Source organism: Desulforapulum autotrophicum HRM2 (genome assembly GCF_000020365.1).
In the GTDB taxonomy this organism is placed as follows: domain Bacteria; phylum Desulfobacterota; class Desulfobacteria; order Desulfobacterales; family Desulfobacteraceae; genus Desulforapulum; species Desulforapulum autotrophicum.
The window spans coordinates 1197652-1212824 of the sequence record NC_012108.1 but is presented as its reverse complement, the minus strand read 5'-3'; the positions used below and the strand labels follow the sequence as shown (position 1 = coordinate 1212824).

General features: G+C 48.8%; 11 protein-coding genes. 5 read left to right on the top strand and 6 right to left on the bottom strand.

Features of this window, described 5'->3' with window-relative positions; translation table 11 throughout:
- Positions 1-32: 32 nt before the first annotated feature.
- The gene (locus HRM2_RS05235; RefSeq protein ID WP_015902963.1) at positions 33-257 is read right to left on the bottom strand and encodes a hypothetical protein; all 225 of its coding nucleotides are present in this window, start codon (positions 255-257) and stop codon (positions 33-35) included.
- Between the two features lie 59 nt (positions 258-316).
- Positions 317-2965 (bottom strand): aconitate hydratase AcnA, encoded by a 2649-nt coding sequence (acnA, locus tag HRM2_RS05230; protein ID WP_015902962.1) that lies wholly within the window; start codon positions 2963-2965, stop codon positions 317-319.
- A gap of 147 nt (positions 2966-3112) precedes the next feature.
- On the opposite strand from acnA, the gene HRM2_RS26940 reads away from it, so the two are divergent.
- The gene (locus HRM2_RS26940) at positions 3113-3280 is read left to right on the top strand and encodes a hypothetical protein (protein ID WP_187149336.1); all 168 of its coding nucleotides are present in this window, start codon (positions 3113-3115) and stop codon (positions 3278-3280) included.
- A gap of 70 nt (positions 3281-3350) precedes the next feature.
- Here the strand turns inward: HRM2_RS26940 and HRM2_RS05225 are convergent, their stop codons facing one another.
- A complete protein-coding gene (locus HRM2_RS05225; RefSeq protein ID WP_015902960.1) occupies positions 3351-5246 on the bottom strand; it encodes a C1 family peptidase in 1896 nt (631 codons plus the stop codon).
- Positions 5247-5644: 398 nt separating this feature from the next.
- Here HRM2_RS05225 and HRM2_RS05220 point away from each other — a divergent pair, with 398 nt between their 5' ends.
- Positions 5645-6022, top strand: a complete 378-nt coding sequence (locus HRM2_RS05220) for a pyridoxamine 5'-phosphate oxidase family protein (protein WP_015902959.1) — start codon at positions 5645-5647, stop codon at positions 6020-6022.
- Between the two features lie 82 nt (positions 6023-6104).
- Positions 6105-7124 carry an MBL fold metallo-hydrolase gene (locus HRM2_RS05215; RefSeq protein WP_015902958.1) on the top strand — a complete coding sequence of 340 codons (1020 nt, stop codon included), beginning with the start codon at positions 6105-6107 and terminating at the stop codon, positions 7122-7124.
- 174 nt (positions 7125-7298) lie between these two features.
- Here the strand turns inward: HRM2_RS05215 and HRM2_RS05205 are convergent, their stop codons facing one another.
- Positions 7299-9851 (bottom strand): amino acid permease, encoded by a 2553-nt coding sequence (locus tag HRM2_RS05205; protein ID WP_049770525.1) that lies wholly within the window; start codon positions 9849-9851, stop codon positions 7299-7301.
- A gap of 118 nt (positions 9852-9969) precedes the next feature.
- Positions 9970-11643, bottom strand: coding sequence for a Na/Pi cotransporter family protein (locus tag HRM2_RS05200; RefSeq protein WP_015902956.1), 1674 nt, complete (start codon positions 11641-11643; stop codon positions 9970-9972).
- A 356-nt stretch (positions 11644-11999) separates the two neighbouring features.
- Here HRM2_RS05200 and HRM2_RS05195 point away from each other — a divergent pair, with 356 nt between their 5' ends.
- Positions 12000-12740, top strand: a complete 741-nt coding sequence (locus HRM2_RS05195; protein ID WP_041273065.1) for a cytidylate kinase-like family protein — start codon at positions 12000-12002, stop codon at positions 12738-12740.
- A 338-nt stretch (positions 12741-13078) separates the two neighbouring features.
- Positions 13079-13618 (top strand): FKBP-type peptidyl-prolyl cis-trans isomerase, encoded by a 540-nt coding sequence (locus HRM2_RS05190; protein ID WP_015902954.1) that lies wholly within the window; start codon positions 13079-13081, stop codon positions 13616-13618.
- A gap of 320 nt (positions 13619-13938) precedes the next feature.
- Here the strand turns inward: HRM2_RS05190 and HRM2_RS05185 are convergent, their stop codons facing one another.
- Complete coding sequence (locus tag HRM2_RS05185; protein WP_015902953.1) at positions 13939-15171, bottom strand: diaminopimelate decarboxylase family protein; 1233 nt, start codon at positions 15169-15171, stop codon at positions 13939-13941.
- Positions 15172-15173 lie beyond the last annotated feature (2 nt).

Sequence of the window (15173 nt, the reverse complement as noted above, 5' to 3'; positions counted from 1 at the left end):
TCCATTAACGCCATTCCCTTGGGGTGAATTTGTTATTTTCCTGCCTTTGTCCGGTTGCAGGCAGGCGGTACCTGGGTTGACCGGCACCAGGCACCCCCTGGAAAATTTGCCGGCCAGGCATTGGCCCTGTTCGTTCTCTTTTCAGGAGTGCGGCCCTGAAAGAGTTCCAGGACCGCCACCTTGACCAAGGCCTTGCCCACTTCCGGAACCGAACGCTTCCGGCCCGACGTCTTGCCCCTGTAACCGTCCTTGTCCAAATGATCAGGCGATCATTCTTATGAAAGGTCTGGTTCCAGGCAGTGATTCATCAGATGTTTTACACCATCATTCTGCGAATCACACAGGGCAGAATCCCCCCGTTTTCAAAATAATCCACATCCACCTGGGTATCGAGCCTTGAGACTACCTCAAACGCAATCTCACTGCCATCTTCCTTGATCGCCTTGACCGACAGGGTCTTGCCGGGGGTCATTTTTTCCACACCGGAGATGACATAGGTTTCCCTGCCGTCAAGACCAAGGCTTTTGGCGGTGTCGCCATTGGAAAAAATCAGGGGAAGCACCCCCATACCCACAAGGTTGTTCCGGTGAATACGCTCATAGGATCCGGCAATAACAGCCTTGATCCCCAGCAGGGCTGTGCCCTTGGCAGCCCAGTCCCGGGACGACCCCGTGCCATACTCCTTGCCCCCCAGGACCACCAGGGGCGTCCCTTCTTTGGCATAGGCCATGGCAGCGTCATAGTTGAACATCTCCTTACCCTCAGGAAATTTAAGGGTAAAGCTGCCCTGTTTTGGCGCCACAAGCTCATTTTTAATGCGAATGTTGCCAAAGGTGCCCCGCATCATTACCTCATGGTTGCCCCGGCGGGCACCATAGGAGTTGAACTGTTCCGGAGCAACCCCCTTTTCAACCAGGTATTTACCGGCCGGGTACTCTTCTGGAATTTCTCCGGCAGGAGAAATGTGATCGGTGGTCACAGAATCCCCCACCACAAGAAATGCCCGGGCATCCCGGATGTCACCAGGCGGTTGAACGTTCAGGGAAAACCCGTCAAAATAGGGCGGGTTCTTAATGTAGGTCGATGTTTTGTTCCAGGCAAAAGTGGTGCTCTGGTCAATGTCAAGGGCCTCCCAGAACTGATCCCCGTCAAAAATGTGGGCATATTTTTCTTCAAAGAACGCCTGTTTGACGTGTTGTTTAACAAGTTGGTCGATCTCGTCAAATTCAGGCCAGAGATCTGCCATAAAGACGGGTTCTCCGTTGGGATCAAGGCCCACGGGTTCTGTGGTAAGATCAATGTCCACCCTGCCGGCAAGGGCAAACAGCACCACCAACATGGGCGATGCCAGAAAGTTTGACTTGATCTTCTGGTGGATGCGGGCCTCAAAGTTTCGGTTACCAGAAAGAACGGCAGCCACATTTAACTCATTGGTATCAATAATCTTTTCAATTTCAGGGTGAAGCGGTCCGCTGTTACCGATGCAGGTGGTGCAGCCAAAACCTGCCACATGAAAACCAAGGGCATTGAAAAAAGGGACGAGCCCTGCCGATTCAAGGTATTCCATCACCACCCTGGAGCCGGGCGCAAGCGACGTTTTCACAAATGGCGGCACCCTCAGACCCCTTGCAACGGCATTTCTGGCAATCAGCCCTGCCCCCATGAGCACGTGGGGATTGGAGGTGTTGGTGCACGAAGTGATGGCGGCAATGACGATGCTGCCATCACCAATCCTGATGGGCTGACCGTTTAACTCCATGTCAAACTGTGGTTTTGAACTGGCCAGACTGTCTTGAAAACGCTCTTTAAGATCTGGAAGGCAGATGCGGTCCTGGGGCCGGGCCGGGCCTGCAACACACAACTCAACCGTTGAGAGGTCCAGTTCAACCACCTGGGTGAAATCAGGCGTTGTTTCACCAGTGTAGAACATGCCCGTGGCTTTTGTATACGCCTCCACAATCTTTGCCCTTTCTTTCCTTCCAGTGATTTCCAGGTACTCAAGGGTCTTTTCATCCACCGGAAAGAACCCGAGGGTGGCTCCATACTCAGGCGTCATGTTGGCAATGGTCGCACGGTCGGTCACGGAGAGACTCTTCATGCCGGGCCCAAAATACTCGACAAATTTTTCCACCACATTGACCTTGCGCAACATCTCTGTGATTGTGAGCACTAAATCGGTGGCCGTTATCCCCGGTTTAAGACGCCCCACAAGCTTGACCCCAATCACCTCTGGGATGGACATATAATAGGGCTGACCCAGCATGACCGCCTCGGCTTCAATGCCACCAACCCCCCATCCCATGACGCCAATGCCGTTGATCATGGGGGTGTGGGAATCGGTCCCCACCAAGGTGTCGGGATAAACAACCGAATCTCCGTCTTCACTGTCTGAAATAACCACCCGACCCAGGTGCTCCAGGTTCACCTGATGGCAGATGCCTGAATTGGGCGGAACGACTTTAAAATTGGAAAAACTCTTCTGAGCCCATTTTAAAAGCTCGTACCGCTCACCATTGCGGCTGTACTCCAGGGCCACATTTTTTTCAAGGCAATCCTGGGTGCCAAAGTTGTCCACCTGGACAGAGTGATCAATGATCAATTCAGTTGGCACCTTGGGGTTCACCGATGCGGGGTCCTTGCCAAGGGCCTTTACGGCATCCCGCATGGCCGCAAGATCCACCACAGCCGGTACCCCTGTAAAATCCTGCATGAGCACCCGGGCCGGGTAGTATGGAATTTCAACCGGGGTATCATAGGATTTCTGCCAGTTAACGATATTAAGAAGATCGTTCTCGTTCACCACCTTGTTGTCAAGCTTTCGCAGCAGGTTCTCCACAAGGATTTTAATGGAAAAGGGCAGTTTATCAAGGGTGGCCCCCCTGTCTGCAGCAAACTGATTAAAGTCAAAATAGGTGTGACGGACTCCATCCACCTGGAACGATTTTAAATAATCTCGATTTTTCATGAAAAATCCTCTTTGCGGTTAAAGGCATATGGCATATGGCTAATATATACGGGGTTGAATCTCCAATATTTAAAGAAAAACCGCTCCCAGAGCAAGTAAAAAATATTTCGACAGGTTCAGTCAAGCAATGCAGGTGTGACAGCGGCCATGTATATCCCCCCGTCTTTCCAGCAGACTGCCCACGTCCAAGGAAAGGATTACCAGGGTTTTCTGGCAACACTGGCATCCATATCTGTCCCGGACGGCAACCACCGGGCATGGGGTATAGTCCCCCTGCCGCAAAAGCCCGGCAACTCAACGGATCTGGCCAAATAGCGCTCTTGCAGGGTTTCCGATTTTTTGTTTTGAACTTAAATACATTTAGGAGTGTGGGAAACCCTCCAGATCAATATCCCTTCATTTCATCCCTGGTAAAAGGCTTTTGGGGTGATTTCTTGAGTATAGCCGCCATGATTGCGTTCATTGTATTAATATCGTTATCAAACCCGCCATGGGAAGTACTGGTAGTCAACCCTTTTTTACCGCCCTTGGAATAGTTGATAGACAGGCCTGGATACGGGATCAATTTCTTTGAATAACGCTTCATCCCCAGGATCGGTTTGTCCGTTTGCCGCTCAAGGGCACGGGACACCAGACAAAGCAGTGATTTCCGATATACAAACGCAACATTATCATCCTGTTCAAGTTTTTCCGTAAGGTTATAAACAGAGAGGACTGGAAGTCTGACTCTTGGATCCCCATTCTCCTGCTTCTTCAACCTGGGTTCATAATGGGTCTTATAAAAATCCATGGAACAGGCCGGAGCCATCAGGCTGCAACTCTCAATCAGATCTGGAACCCCAAGACCATCAAGGGCATCCAGCAAATGCCCAAGTAAGACAGCACCGGTACTATGCCCAGCCAGATGAATCTTCAAATGAGTGTCCTGCAATGCCTCTGTAAACGTCTTGAGGACAAACAATCCATCGCCTATCTCTCCGTTGCTTTTTGATTCAAAGGGCCGATGAGCATCATTTTTCATCTCTTCCCAGATCGGAGTGACCGGTTTACGGACAAAATCCTCTATCAACATATCACGTTGTTCGATCAATTGATCACGCCAGTCACTGAAAAAACCCTCGGTACGCTTCCCACTGAAGGCGCGGAGTACAGAATCCTTCAACTCTTCAACCAGACCTGTATCATACATGATATGAAAAGGATAAATTCCATTACGTTTGAAGCCTTCTTTTAATGCGCGAATACGCTTGGCCGATGCGCCTGGATCGTTTAAACCGCCATGGGCGTATATAAGCAGATGATCGTATCGTTTGGAATCAGCAGATTCCTTTATAAGATCTGCTGTTTTCACAACATCATCAGGAGCACTCCAGTATTCACCGCGTTTCTTGAAATTACCATCATCAAAATGGACAAAGTGGCCCGCAATTTCCAGCCGTTTTGGTGCAGATTTTACAGATTCTGCATCAAAGGTGACCTGGGAACGGGAAGAGAGCCCAAAGACGTCGGGGGTCGGGATGGCCAGCTGAAAAACCCAGCCATCACTGATATTTTGCAGCCAATCCTGGTACAGCCAAAGGGCATACCCTTTAGTCCCCCACCTGGCTCCCCATGAATTTTGAACGATGAACCCCTGACTGTTGTAACCAACAATGGCAAAGGCATGCCCCCCTTCCGGAGTGGTTGAAGGCTTGATGATGGCCAGCGTATTCTTGCTTGCAGCCCTGGGGGAGAACCAACCCGAGTGAACGGTGGCAGAAACATAAATTGCGCCCACTTCATTGAGGGCAGCATGGTAGTCGGTAATTTCCGGGCGCAGGCGATAGTAGGCCCCCACAGTGCAGGAACGAGCAGCCTTGGCACGCTCAACAGTCAGATCTCCTGGATTCTCCGGCAAATATCCCCAGTCCCCTTCACTGCACACACCCATATTTTTCCAACCCCGTATTGCACCACGGCAGCTGGAACCGGCATAGTCTTCACCGGGCCATTCATCATGTTTTTTGGCCATTTCATAGAGCATTCGCGGACTGGCAATAAATTGCAAATTTCTTTTTTTCACATTCAGCAGATTAATGACCGCGGCCAGACCAAACCCCGTACAAGCGCCTTCTTTTCCCTGATCGAGAATATCTGTCCCCCCCCGGTAATCTATTTCCGGCAACAGTTGAATAAGGGCAGGCTCATACATACGATCGCGGATATCCGTTGTATCCTTCCGTGCATTAAGGATCCGTTGTTCGCCGGCAATCTTTACACTTGGAAATGATTTCTTTACCATACGCTCCTCCTTTCCTGGGTTTCAAGGCCTTAAAGACACGAATATCTGACGATATTATCAATTTCCTGAACTAAAAGAAAAACCGACAAAACCTTTTGGGTTATGCTGAAGCCAAATTTTCAGTATATGATAATTTTAGAAGAATGTGAGTTGCAAGTCAAGCCATACCCCGTTGTCCAGAACATTATTGGCATAATCACCGGGACTTCGCCAGAATTTGGCCGGATACGCAAGGCACCGGACATGCAGCTGTAGTCATCTACTGCAAATGTCCGTGCATCATATGCCGCCTGCATTAACGGACTTATCCAGCTTTTGGGTTGACACGCTGATCGTCTAGGCGTATTTATTTTATTAGCATATGCTAACTTAAATCAATAGTTGTTCCAGGAGGAAAGATGTCAGCATTACCCGAACCTGTAGCCCAGGCATGGAAAGAGCACAAGGGACCTGTTATTCTCACCACAGTAGGAGAGGACGGGGTCCCCAATTCAATATATGCAACCTGTGTAAGCCTTTACGGCGATGAAACCATCGTGGTTGCCGATAACTATTTTGACAAGACAAAAAAAAATATCCTTGCGGGAAGTAAGGGCACCCTTCTCTTTATCACCAAGGAAAACAAGTCCTTTCAGGTCAAAGGGTCCTTTGATTACCTGACCAGCGGCGAGATCTATGACGATATGAAAAAATGGAATCCAGCCAAACATCCAGGTCATGGCGCAGCTGCATTAAGAATAGAAGCGATCTATTCAGGTGCAGAAAAACTTTTATAGTGTTTGAGTCGCATCATTAAAAAAAATTAGCCGAAACCGGCTAATTTTTTTTAATGATGATAAATTAATTTGCGAGGTTTCCATGTCCTTCAGAATCTCTCCCATATGGTGGCCGGGAATTTTCCTGACATCTCCTGTTATCGCCCCTTGGCTACTGGTAAAAAATATCAGGTATAGGAGAAATCTGGCTCGGGCCAGCCGGCTTAACCAGCAGAGAATCAAAGCTGCCGTTTCCCTTGATCTTCCAGAACTGGATTTCCTGGAGATCACGGTGGTGGTGGACTGGAGAGCCGAACCTGATTTTATGGGAGATGCCGGTGTCTCCTACCTGTTTAAAACAGACCTTGGATCCATGCTTTTTGATGTGGGGTTTGGACCCTCCCGTCCATCCTTTAGCCAAAATGCCCACAAACTTGGGTTTAACCTTGATCAGGTTGATGCCCTGGCGATTTCCCATTTCCACTGTGACCACATGGGAGGTCTTGCAGCCCAGCATTCCCGGAAAGTAGCCCTGCCCGAAGAACTGATGCCCACCCAGGTTAAACCCTGCTTTCTGCCGGACTGGGGGGAGGCCCCGGGATTTGATACCGAGGTGGTCACGGCTCCCAGGATGCTGGCAGCAGGCATCGGCACTACCGGTCCCCTGGCAAGAAGTCTTTTTATGATGGGCTTTCTTGAGGAGCAGTCACTGGTGGCAAGGGTTCGTGGTAAGGGGTTGGTGGTTTTCACCGGTTGCGGTCACCCCACCATTGAAGTTATCCTGGACATGGCCGGCCGTTTATGTGATGCCCCCCTTCACTGTGTTGGCGGCGGGCTTCATTTTCCCATAAGCGACGGCAGGGGCAACCTTGCCGGCATTCGATTTCAAACCATTCTCGGGACTGGAAAACCGCCATGGCAGCGCATTGGAAACAGGGATCTTGACCTCACCATTGCTGCCCTTAATCAGGCTGCTCCTGACAGGGTACTTCTTTCAGGTCACGATAGCTGTGACGTTTCCATCAAAAGGATGGAAACCGAACTTTCGGCAAATACAGAGGTGTTGAGTGTCGGTAAAACCTATGCCCTAGGTTTAAGATCAAAGGAAATTTTATGCTGCTGAACACTTACAAACTTGAAATTGTCAATTCCGAATGTATGCCCCGGGCAATGGGCGTTCTTTTTTTTGCCCATCTGGACCAGGAAGTTACCAAGGCCATTCCTTTTAACTTTTGCAGCACTCGTCATGCCAAAACCGGCGGGAATCTGATGCAATCACGATCAGATACAACCCTTATCAGTCCTGGCGGTTGGTGCCCTTTCCCGCACCCATACCATTGATTAGACTCTCAAGCTTTTTTTTTGCATGTTCTACCTTAGCCTTTGCCTTGGCAACTTTCCGAAAAGCAATCTCTTCGTCTTCCAGGGCCAGATCCGCAGATTTTAAAATAACCGTAAATTCATCACTCTCTTTTGGATGATTTACAAGTTGCGCAGTCAATGCTTCGGTTTTTGCCTGAAGCTGGAGAGACTCTTTCATGGCTGCCTCATATTTGGCCGTGCTCTGCGTGACATCATCTTCAGCCTGGGCAAGCTCACCCTGGGCCCCGGTGTCAGGTTCCGCTTCCAGATCAATATCCTGGGCCGCCATGACAAGCGCTGTCATGGGAAGATATGGCAAAAGCTTCATCAATGAACCGCCATTGGCATCCAGCACCTGATTTTCCCTGATCCGGCAAGGCAAAAACACGAGTGTTGTCCCGGCAGACATTTCAATAATCGTCCTTACGCTGTCATCGGGAACAATGACAGGGTCAGCATCAATACGGATGTCTTCCATCAGTTTCATCAACTCATTGTGTTCGACATCCCTCCCCCCATCGGTCTCACATGAAAGCACACGGATGGCAGCCCCGGACCAGGTGATGTGGCGGGTTACCAGATAGGCAAGCAACAGCATCAGGCGGCTGGCGGCATCGTTCTTCCACCAGACATCAATGCAGCGTTCCTTTGGCTTTTGGGCCTCAATTTTTTGCCATCGATGATCATCGGCATTCAAAACAACAATATTTACCCCTTCCCGGTAGGCAATTCTCAGGTTTTCTGCATACCGGCTGGCATCAATGCCCGGAATGCCCTTTCCCAGTTCATCCATCCAGTTGATCAAAACAGTGTTCGCCTTCAAGGGGCCTAGACCGAACGACTGGATGATGATCGGCAGGGCCTGGGAAATATCAAAAACAGGTACAACCAATGGATAGGCCGTGCTGTTAATCTCTTTTATCTGGACGGATAATTCCTGGAAAGCCTTAACCTGCTGGCGTTTTGTCTTTATGCCCTGCCCCATAACCAGGCGGACGGCTGCCGTCATTCCGGAACCCCCTTCAAGCCATCCTGAAAAACCAAGAATGGACTTCAACCGCTTTGAGTCCCGGGTAAACGCCAGGATAAACGGCCGCCAGTCCCGATCATGCTCAACCTCTGCAGCGGCGGCATTGAGATTCTCCTTTATCTGCTTCAGATAATGGGATCGTCGGCTGTCTGCCCAGCGGGCAAGGCCTCGTTTCTGTTTTAAGTACTGATAAACCGCCAAAAGGATAAAGACCGCCATAATGCCACTCTGGATATCAATGGCCAGGATGGCACCGGCACAGGTGATAAATCCGGCCAGGCTCAGCCAGGGATTGAACCAGCGAAATCTTGGTCTGAAAGAGGGGCTTTGGGTTCTGGACTCATAAAAGGTGGCATAATTGATCAGGGCATAGGAGATCAAAAAAAACATGGACACCACCTGGGCGATAAGATTCAACTGCCCAAGCGATATGGTTGCAAGGGCGATCACGCCGGACAGCAACACCCCACGCCTCGGATTATCGGCTCCCCCCTCCCCTTTGGCAAAGGGATTCAATATTTTAAAAATCTTATCTTTTGCAATGGATTGTAAAATCCGCGGTGCTCCCAAAAAGGATGCCATGGCCGACGAAAGGGTTGCCGCTAACATACCGGCTGAAATAAGCCCGGGAACGAGTGCAACCTTTTTCATAATTGCGTAATCAACCATCAACTCTGCATTTGGAACAGTACCGGAGAGCAAGATGGCCACAAGGTAGTATACAACCATGGAAAGGCCCACGGCCAGAAAGGTACCCAGGGGGATGGCTCGCCCAGGATCCTTTAAATCTCCAGACATGTTGACCCCTTGCGTGAATCCAGTCACGGCAGGAAAAAAAACCGCAAAAAGAACCCAGAAAGGCAATCCCCCTTCCGATGCCCAGAAATTTTGTCTGATCAACCCGGAGTCCCAGTGCATCAAGCCGCCTGCAAAAAAAGATACCAATGCCAGTGCCAGCAGCGCCATAACAACATATTGAAATTTGGTTGCCCAGTCAGCGCCCAGCCATGCAAAGAGAAACAAAAGCACAACAGAGACTGCAGCAATGGAAGAGGACGACACAAAGGGCACTGGAGGCAGAAACGTCAACAGGGCTTCGGCAAACCCCACGCAGTAAAAGGCAATGGAGATGGATTGGGCCAGGAACAATACCAGGCCAATGGCGCCTCCGAATTGAACCCCCAGGGTCCTGGAAATCAGGTAATAGGCCCCGCCACCCTTCACCTGGATATTGGTTGCAATGGCGGACAGCGACATGGTGGTCAGAACAGAGACAAGGTTTGCAATGGTAATAAGGACCAAAACCTTTCCAAGCCCTGCATGTCCAACTGTATACCCCATTCTCAGGAAAAGAATCAGCCCGAGGATGGTTAGAATACTCGGAGTAAAAACGCCTGAAAAGACCCCCAGTTTGTGATCCTTTGGTTCTGGATGGTCTTTGACGGGTTTTCCATTCATTTCATTCAAGAGAAGATGTATCCTTTCTTCATTGCCTTAGACAACAAATGTGTTTTTGGCCCATGATCGGAATAAAATCTTCCAAATCAATAATTCCAATTCCGTTTATAACACGACATCAGGGTTCAACTGCTTTGTCAAAAGCAATGGTTCTTTCATGTGACAACAGCAGATCCTTCATGCTGAAAATAAACATTCTGCATGCCTGGGTAAAAAGACGGTTGACAAGAAACAGGGTAGACAGATCAAGGTGTTCCTCTTTATTTACCGATGAGGTCTGGACAATGGTCTGGATAAATAATTTATCTGCCTGTTCCACATGGGCAAATGCTTTAATAATTGTCGCATATTGCAAATCTTCATCTTTTACTGAGAGTACGGTATTGATCTCATGGTACAAGGAAACCAACCGCTCTCTGAACCGGTCATACTGGCGGTTTAAAAAGGCAGAATCAGACGATTCAAATTCATCAAAATCCGGTCGGATACCCTTGAAATTTTTTGCTGAGTTCATGATGTTTCTGGATGCAAGAATTGCTCTTTCCAGGTCCTGGGAAACAGCCTTATCCAGTTTCTGGGTCTGGATAAGTGAATAATAGGCAATAATGGCTGAATGCAGTTCTTTTATGTCAGAATAAAAAGCCTCAATTGACACTTGCTTTTTTTTCCCTTTTTCAAAGGGCAGAGGTTCCTCAAAAACAAGTGTCTTGTTTATATTGAGGGATCTTAAGGTATATAGCTGACATTCCTGCAGCAGGTGAATAATTTCATTTTTCAGCGCGACAACAGCCGCTTCAACCTCTTCTGCCGGGGTATCGATGATATGAACACACAACTGAGCCTTCCGCTCGGGAAAAAGTTTAACAAGATACCGGGTCATCACTTTGACAATCGGTAAAAAAATTATCACCCCTGTGATGTTGAACACGGTATGAAACAGGGCCAGTCCTACAGGGCCATTGGTGGTAACATCAATAAATATTTTTACGACCATAACCATTACCGGCAGTGCGACAAAAGCAATAATACCGGTCACAAAATTGAAGGCCAGGTGGCTGGCAGCCACTCGTTTTTTGGGTGGAGATCCACCAATGGCCCCCAGAAGAACAGTGGCGGTTGTCCCAATATTGGCACCGATAACCATGGCCGCTGCCATTTCAAATGTCATCAACTGGCTGTTTAAAGCGGCAAGCGTAATGGCTATGGTTGCAGCACTTGCCTGCATAAGAGCTGTGATCACGGCCCCGATAACCAGGCACATCCACAGGACCAGGTCTTTAAATTGTCCTGGATTAAAATTTTGTGAAAAATTTTCCACACTGGTTTTCATGTAATCCAGACCAAGGAACAAAAAGCCAAAACCAATCAGCAGCCGGTTGATATAAGACAACCGGGTCCCGGGTTTAAATAGAATCAACCCGGCCGCACCTAAACCGATGAACGGAAGGGCAAATGTTTCTATCTTGATTTTAAATCCCAGGGTCGCCACAATCCATGCTGTAAGCGTGGTACCGATATTGGAACCCAGAATTACGCCAATGGCATTTTCCATGTTCATGATACCTGCACCCACAAAGGCAAGGACCATAAGTGATACCGCTGAACTGCTCTGGAGCAAAGCCGTAACCAGCGTACCGTTTGCAATGGCTTTCAATCGGGTATTGGTATAATCACGAATAATTCGCCGAAAGGCCTTCCCGGACAGATCTTTGATTGAATTTTCAAGCAGTTGCATGCCAAACAAGAAAATCCCCAATCCTGCCAGCAACTTCCAATAATCAAATTCAAACATGAATGCTCGCAGAAATAAGGGTTATTGGGATATCCAACCTGATTTTGACATATCATATCTTTAATCAGAATCAAATGTGAATCAAACAAAACAGCTTTAGATAGTGAACCACCTAAATTTCATATATTTCTTTACAAAGTGTAAAAAAAATTGACAGGAATTGGGCCGACTTACACAAGAAATTTCCCCGTGGATCTGCCAACCACAGACGCTACCCTTCCATACCCCCATGGCACGCCAATTGCTTTTAAATTAGGCGTAAGCTTCTATCCGATACAGAGAACACATCGCTTAATTCTGCATCCTTTGCCGGTGCCAGGGGATGCATGGAATCGCTAACCCGCAAGGAGGATATCATGAACGATACATCTGAATCCATGGTCTACAAACCTGGCCAATACAGGAAAAAAAGGTTGAGCGTTTCTGAATGGAGCAATGCTCATATCAGAAACTGGGCAGACAAACAGCGGAAAGATGCAGCCCAGGAACTCAAGGAGATACAACCTGATGCCATCTGCTTTTCCCGGAAAATCGGCGTTGGCGCACTGGAAATAGCAGACCTTGTGGCCCAAAAAATAAATTTCCGGGTGGTGGATCGTGAAATCCTTGAGCATATGGCAGCAGATGCAAATCTTACACAACGGACGGTTGCCTTTTTCGACGAAAGATACCCGGGCAAGATGAGCGATTTAATGGCCATGCTCATAAAAGAGAAATCCTTTATGAAAAACGATTATGCAAGGCAGCTTGCAAAATCAGTCGTGGCCCTTGCCAACCTTGAACCCACCCTCTTTGTGGGACGGGGGGCTCATCTGCTCCTGCCAAGGGAAAAAGTCCTTGCTGTTCGCTTTATATGCAGCCTTGAATTCAGGGTAAAACGACTGGCCAAAGAACTTGGCATACCAGACAAGGATGCCGAAACCCGACTTAAGAAAATTGATGAAGAACAGAGAAAATTCTTCAAAACCGTGTATGATAAAAAAGATGCCTCACCCTATGAATTTGACCTTGTGATTAACAGAGATTATATCACAGATGCAGCGGCTGCAGCTGAAATTGTTGCCGCAGCCCATGGGCAGAAATTCAAACAAATCTGAACCACCTGAATATCTGAATTAATGAGTTGTGGACACCCCACGCAATTCTACCCGGGTATACCTACCCGGCAAAATCACTCAGGGTGTCCCAGACTCTTCTATCTCAGTTGAGACAGCGCTTCATCCCACCATCCTTTCTTTGCCATTTCCGTTATTCCCGACTATTTTCAATATTTTTTGCTTTTATAATCAGGCAATATTTGATATATTCAAAAATTTACCTGTAATTTCATTAATTCTGGCTGCCCAGACGGTTGCTGGAAAGAAATTACACTTTTTAAACGCGATATTTATTTTTCATCATAAATATCCATATATAAAATCCAGGGAGATTAACCATGACTGAAGCAATCAAGTCGGGCGATACAATAAAAGTTCACTATACAGGCAAACTTGAAACAGGTGAGGTGTTTGACAGCTCCGATGGCCGGGATCCCCTTAAATTCACCATTGGATCAGGTCAACTCATCAAAGGCTTTGACCAGGCAGTCATAGACATGACCGTTGGAGAAAAAAAGACCGTCACCATTCCCCCGGAAAAAGGGTATGGCGAACGCAGTGAGGACCATGTTATTGAACTTCCCAAGGCAACCATCCCAGAGGGCATGGAGCTTGCCGAGGGCATGCAGCTTCACCTGAGTGATCCCAATGGGAACCCGGTTCCTGCCGTGGTTGCCCATATTGGCGAAGATGCCGTTAAGATGGACATCAACCACCCCCTTGCAGGCAAGACTATTGTTTTTGACATTGAAGTGGTTGAAACAGGCCTTGAGCCCGATGCCCCCCACCAATGTGGCTGTGGCACCCACGGCGACAAGGGCGGCTGCGGAAGCACCGGCGGATGCGGATGTGAAACCGGCGGCGGGTGTGACTGTTAGGTTTAAATAAAACAGAGGGGGAGGCAACAGCCTTCCCCGAATCAATCGTTCCACTCGATCATCAAGTTTTTTAGATTCACTTCGAATCGGCAGACGGGAACAGGTGTTGCCCTTCTCTCATTCTCACAGCCCGTCCATGGTCTGCTCCGAGGGAAATGGCAACTCTTTCGGCGTCCATGCCGACCGTTGCCATTTAATCCGTTCAGGGCAACACCCGTTCCCGCCTGCCTACTGCTATCGTGTTCCATGGGTTGTTGTGTCCGCAAACATGGGGATTGTAAATAACTTGATAATCGAGTTCCAGGGTGACTGTCGCTATCTCAGATCACCACCACCCGGGGAAGGGGTTTGATAAACTCCTGTCGAAGACTGAAGGTGTAGGCCCCCTGGGTGGGGATCATGAGTATATCTTTTTCCCTTATTTCTTGTCCAAAATAGGCGTACCCCCACACATCATGGGGTGTGCACAGTGAGCCCAGCACATGGCAGGGCTTTTCCATTGTACCGCTCCGTGTCAGGTTGATCACTGGGAAATAATCAGTCTCAAATCGCTCCCACCCAACGGCATTTGTTCCGGCGTCGGTAATCACAAGATCAGGGGCTTTCTTGTCAATGACCTGGATGATGATGTGCATGGCATCGTTACAAATCCACCGTCCCGGTTCAAAACAGATCCGGAATGCACCCAGGGATAGAATTTTCTCCCGGATAACCTGCCCAAGGGTTTGGGCAAAGGTCTCAATGGAAGATGCCGGAATCATTTGATGCCCAAGGGGATCGTCCGATACAAGCCACTCCCCCTGGGAAGGCCAGTACCCCCCGCCAATATCGATGAACTCACAATCGTCGAAAAACGACGGTGGCATTTTTTTCAGTGTATCGCCAAGAATTCGGATCAGCTCCACCTGCCGGTCAGGAACAAGATTCCAGGACGAATGAAACTGAACCCCCTTAAAGGCCATGTACGAATGATCTTTGATCGTTTCATAAAGGGGTAAAAGCGCCTCCATGGGAACGCCGAATTTGCGCCACAGTCCAACCGTATGGTGATTCAGACGGAGACCCACCCTGAGGCGCTTTTTTCGCCGCTCCACCAGGGCCATGAGTCTTTGACACTCGCCAGGACTGTCCATGAGGACCGTTACCCGGTCAGCATTTTCAACGGCAAGTTCAAGCTCTGGATCAGTTTTCCCGGGGCCGCTGAAGATGATGTCCGTTGCCCCAAGCCCAAGGGCCGTCGAGAGCTCAATCCCGCTGGACACATCCAGCCCAAACCCCTCGCCCAGAACAATTCTTGACACGTCGGAAAGATTATTGCTCTTCATGGCGTAATAAAAGGATGTGCTGGGGAGCTGTCGTTCAAATGCAGCCCTGAACTGTCCGGCCCGCTCCCTTAAAACTGCCTCTTCAACAAGGTAAAGCGGAGAGCCATGGACCTTGGCGGCATTGAGATAAATTTGTCTTCGTTCAAGAATTGCCTGGACAAAATCATGGACAAAGGGCTCCTGCATCAACCGGGGCCGGGAATTTTCAGGTGTGGCAATATCGTTCATTG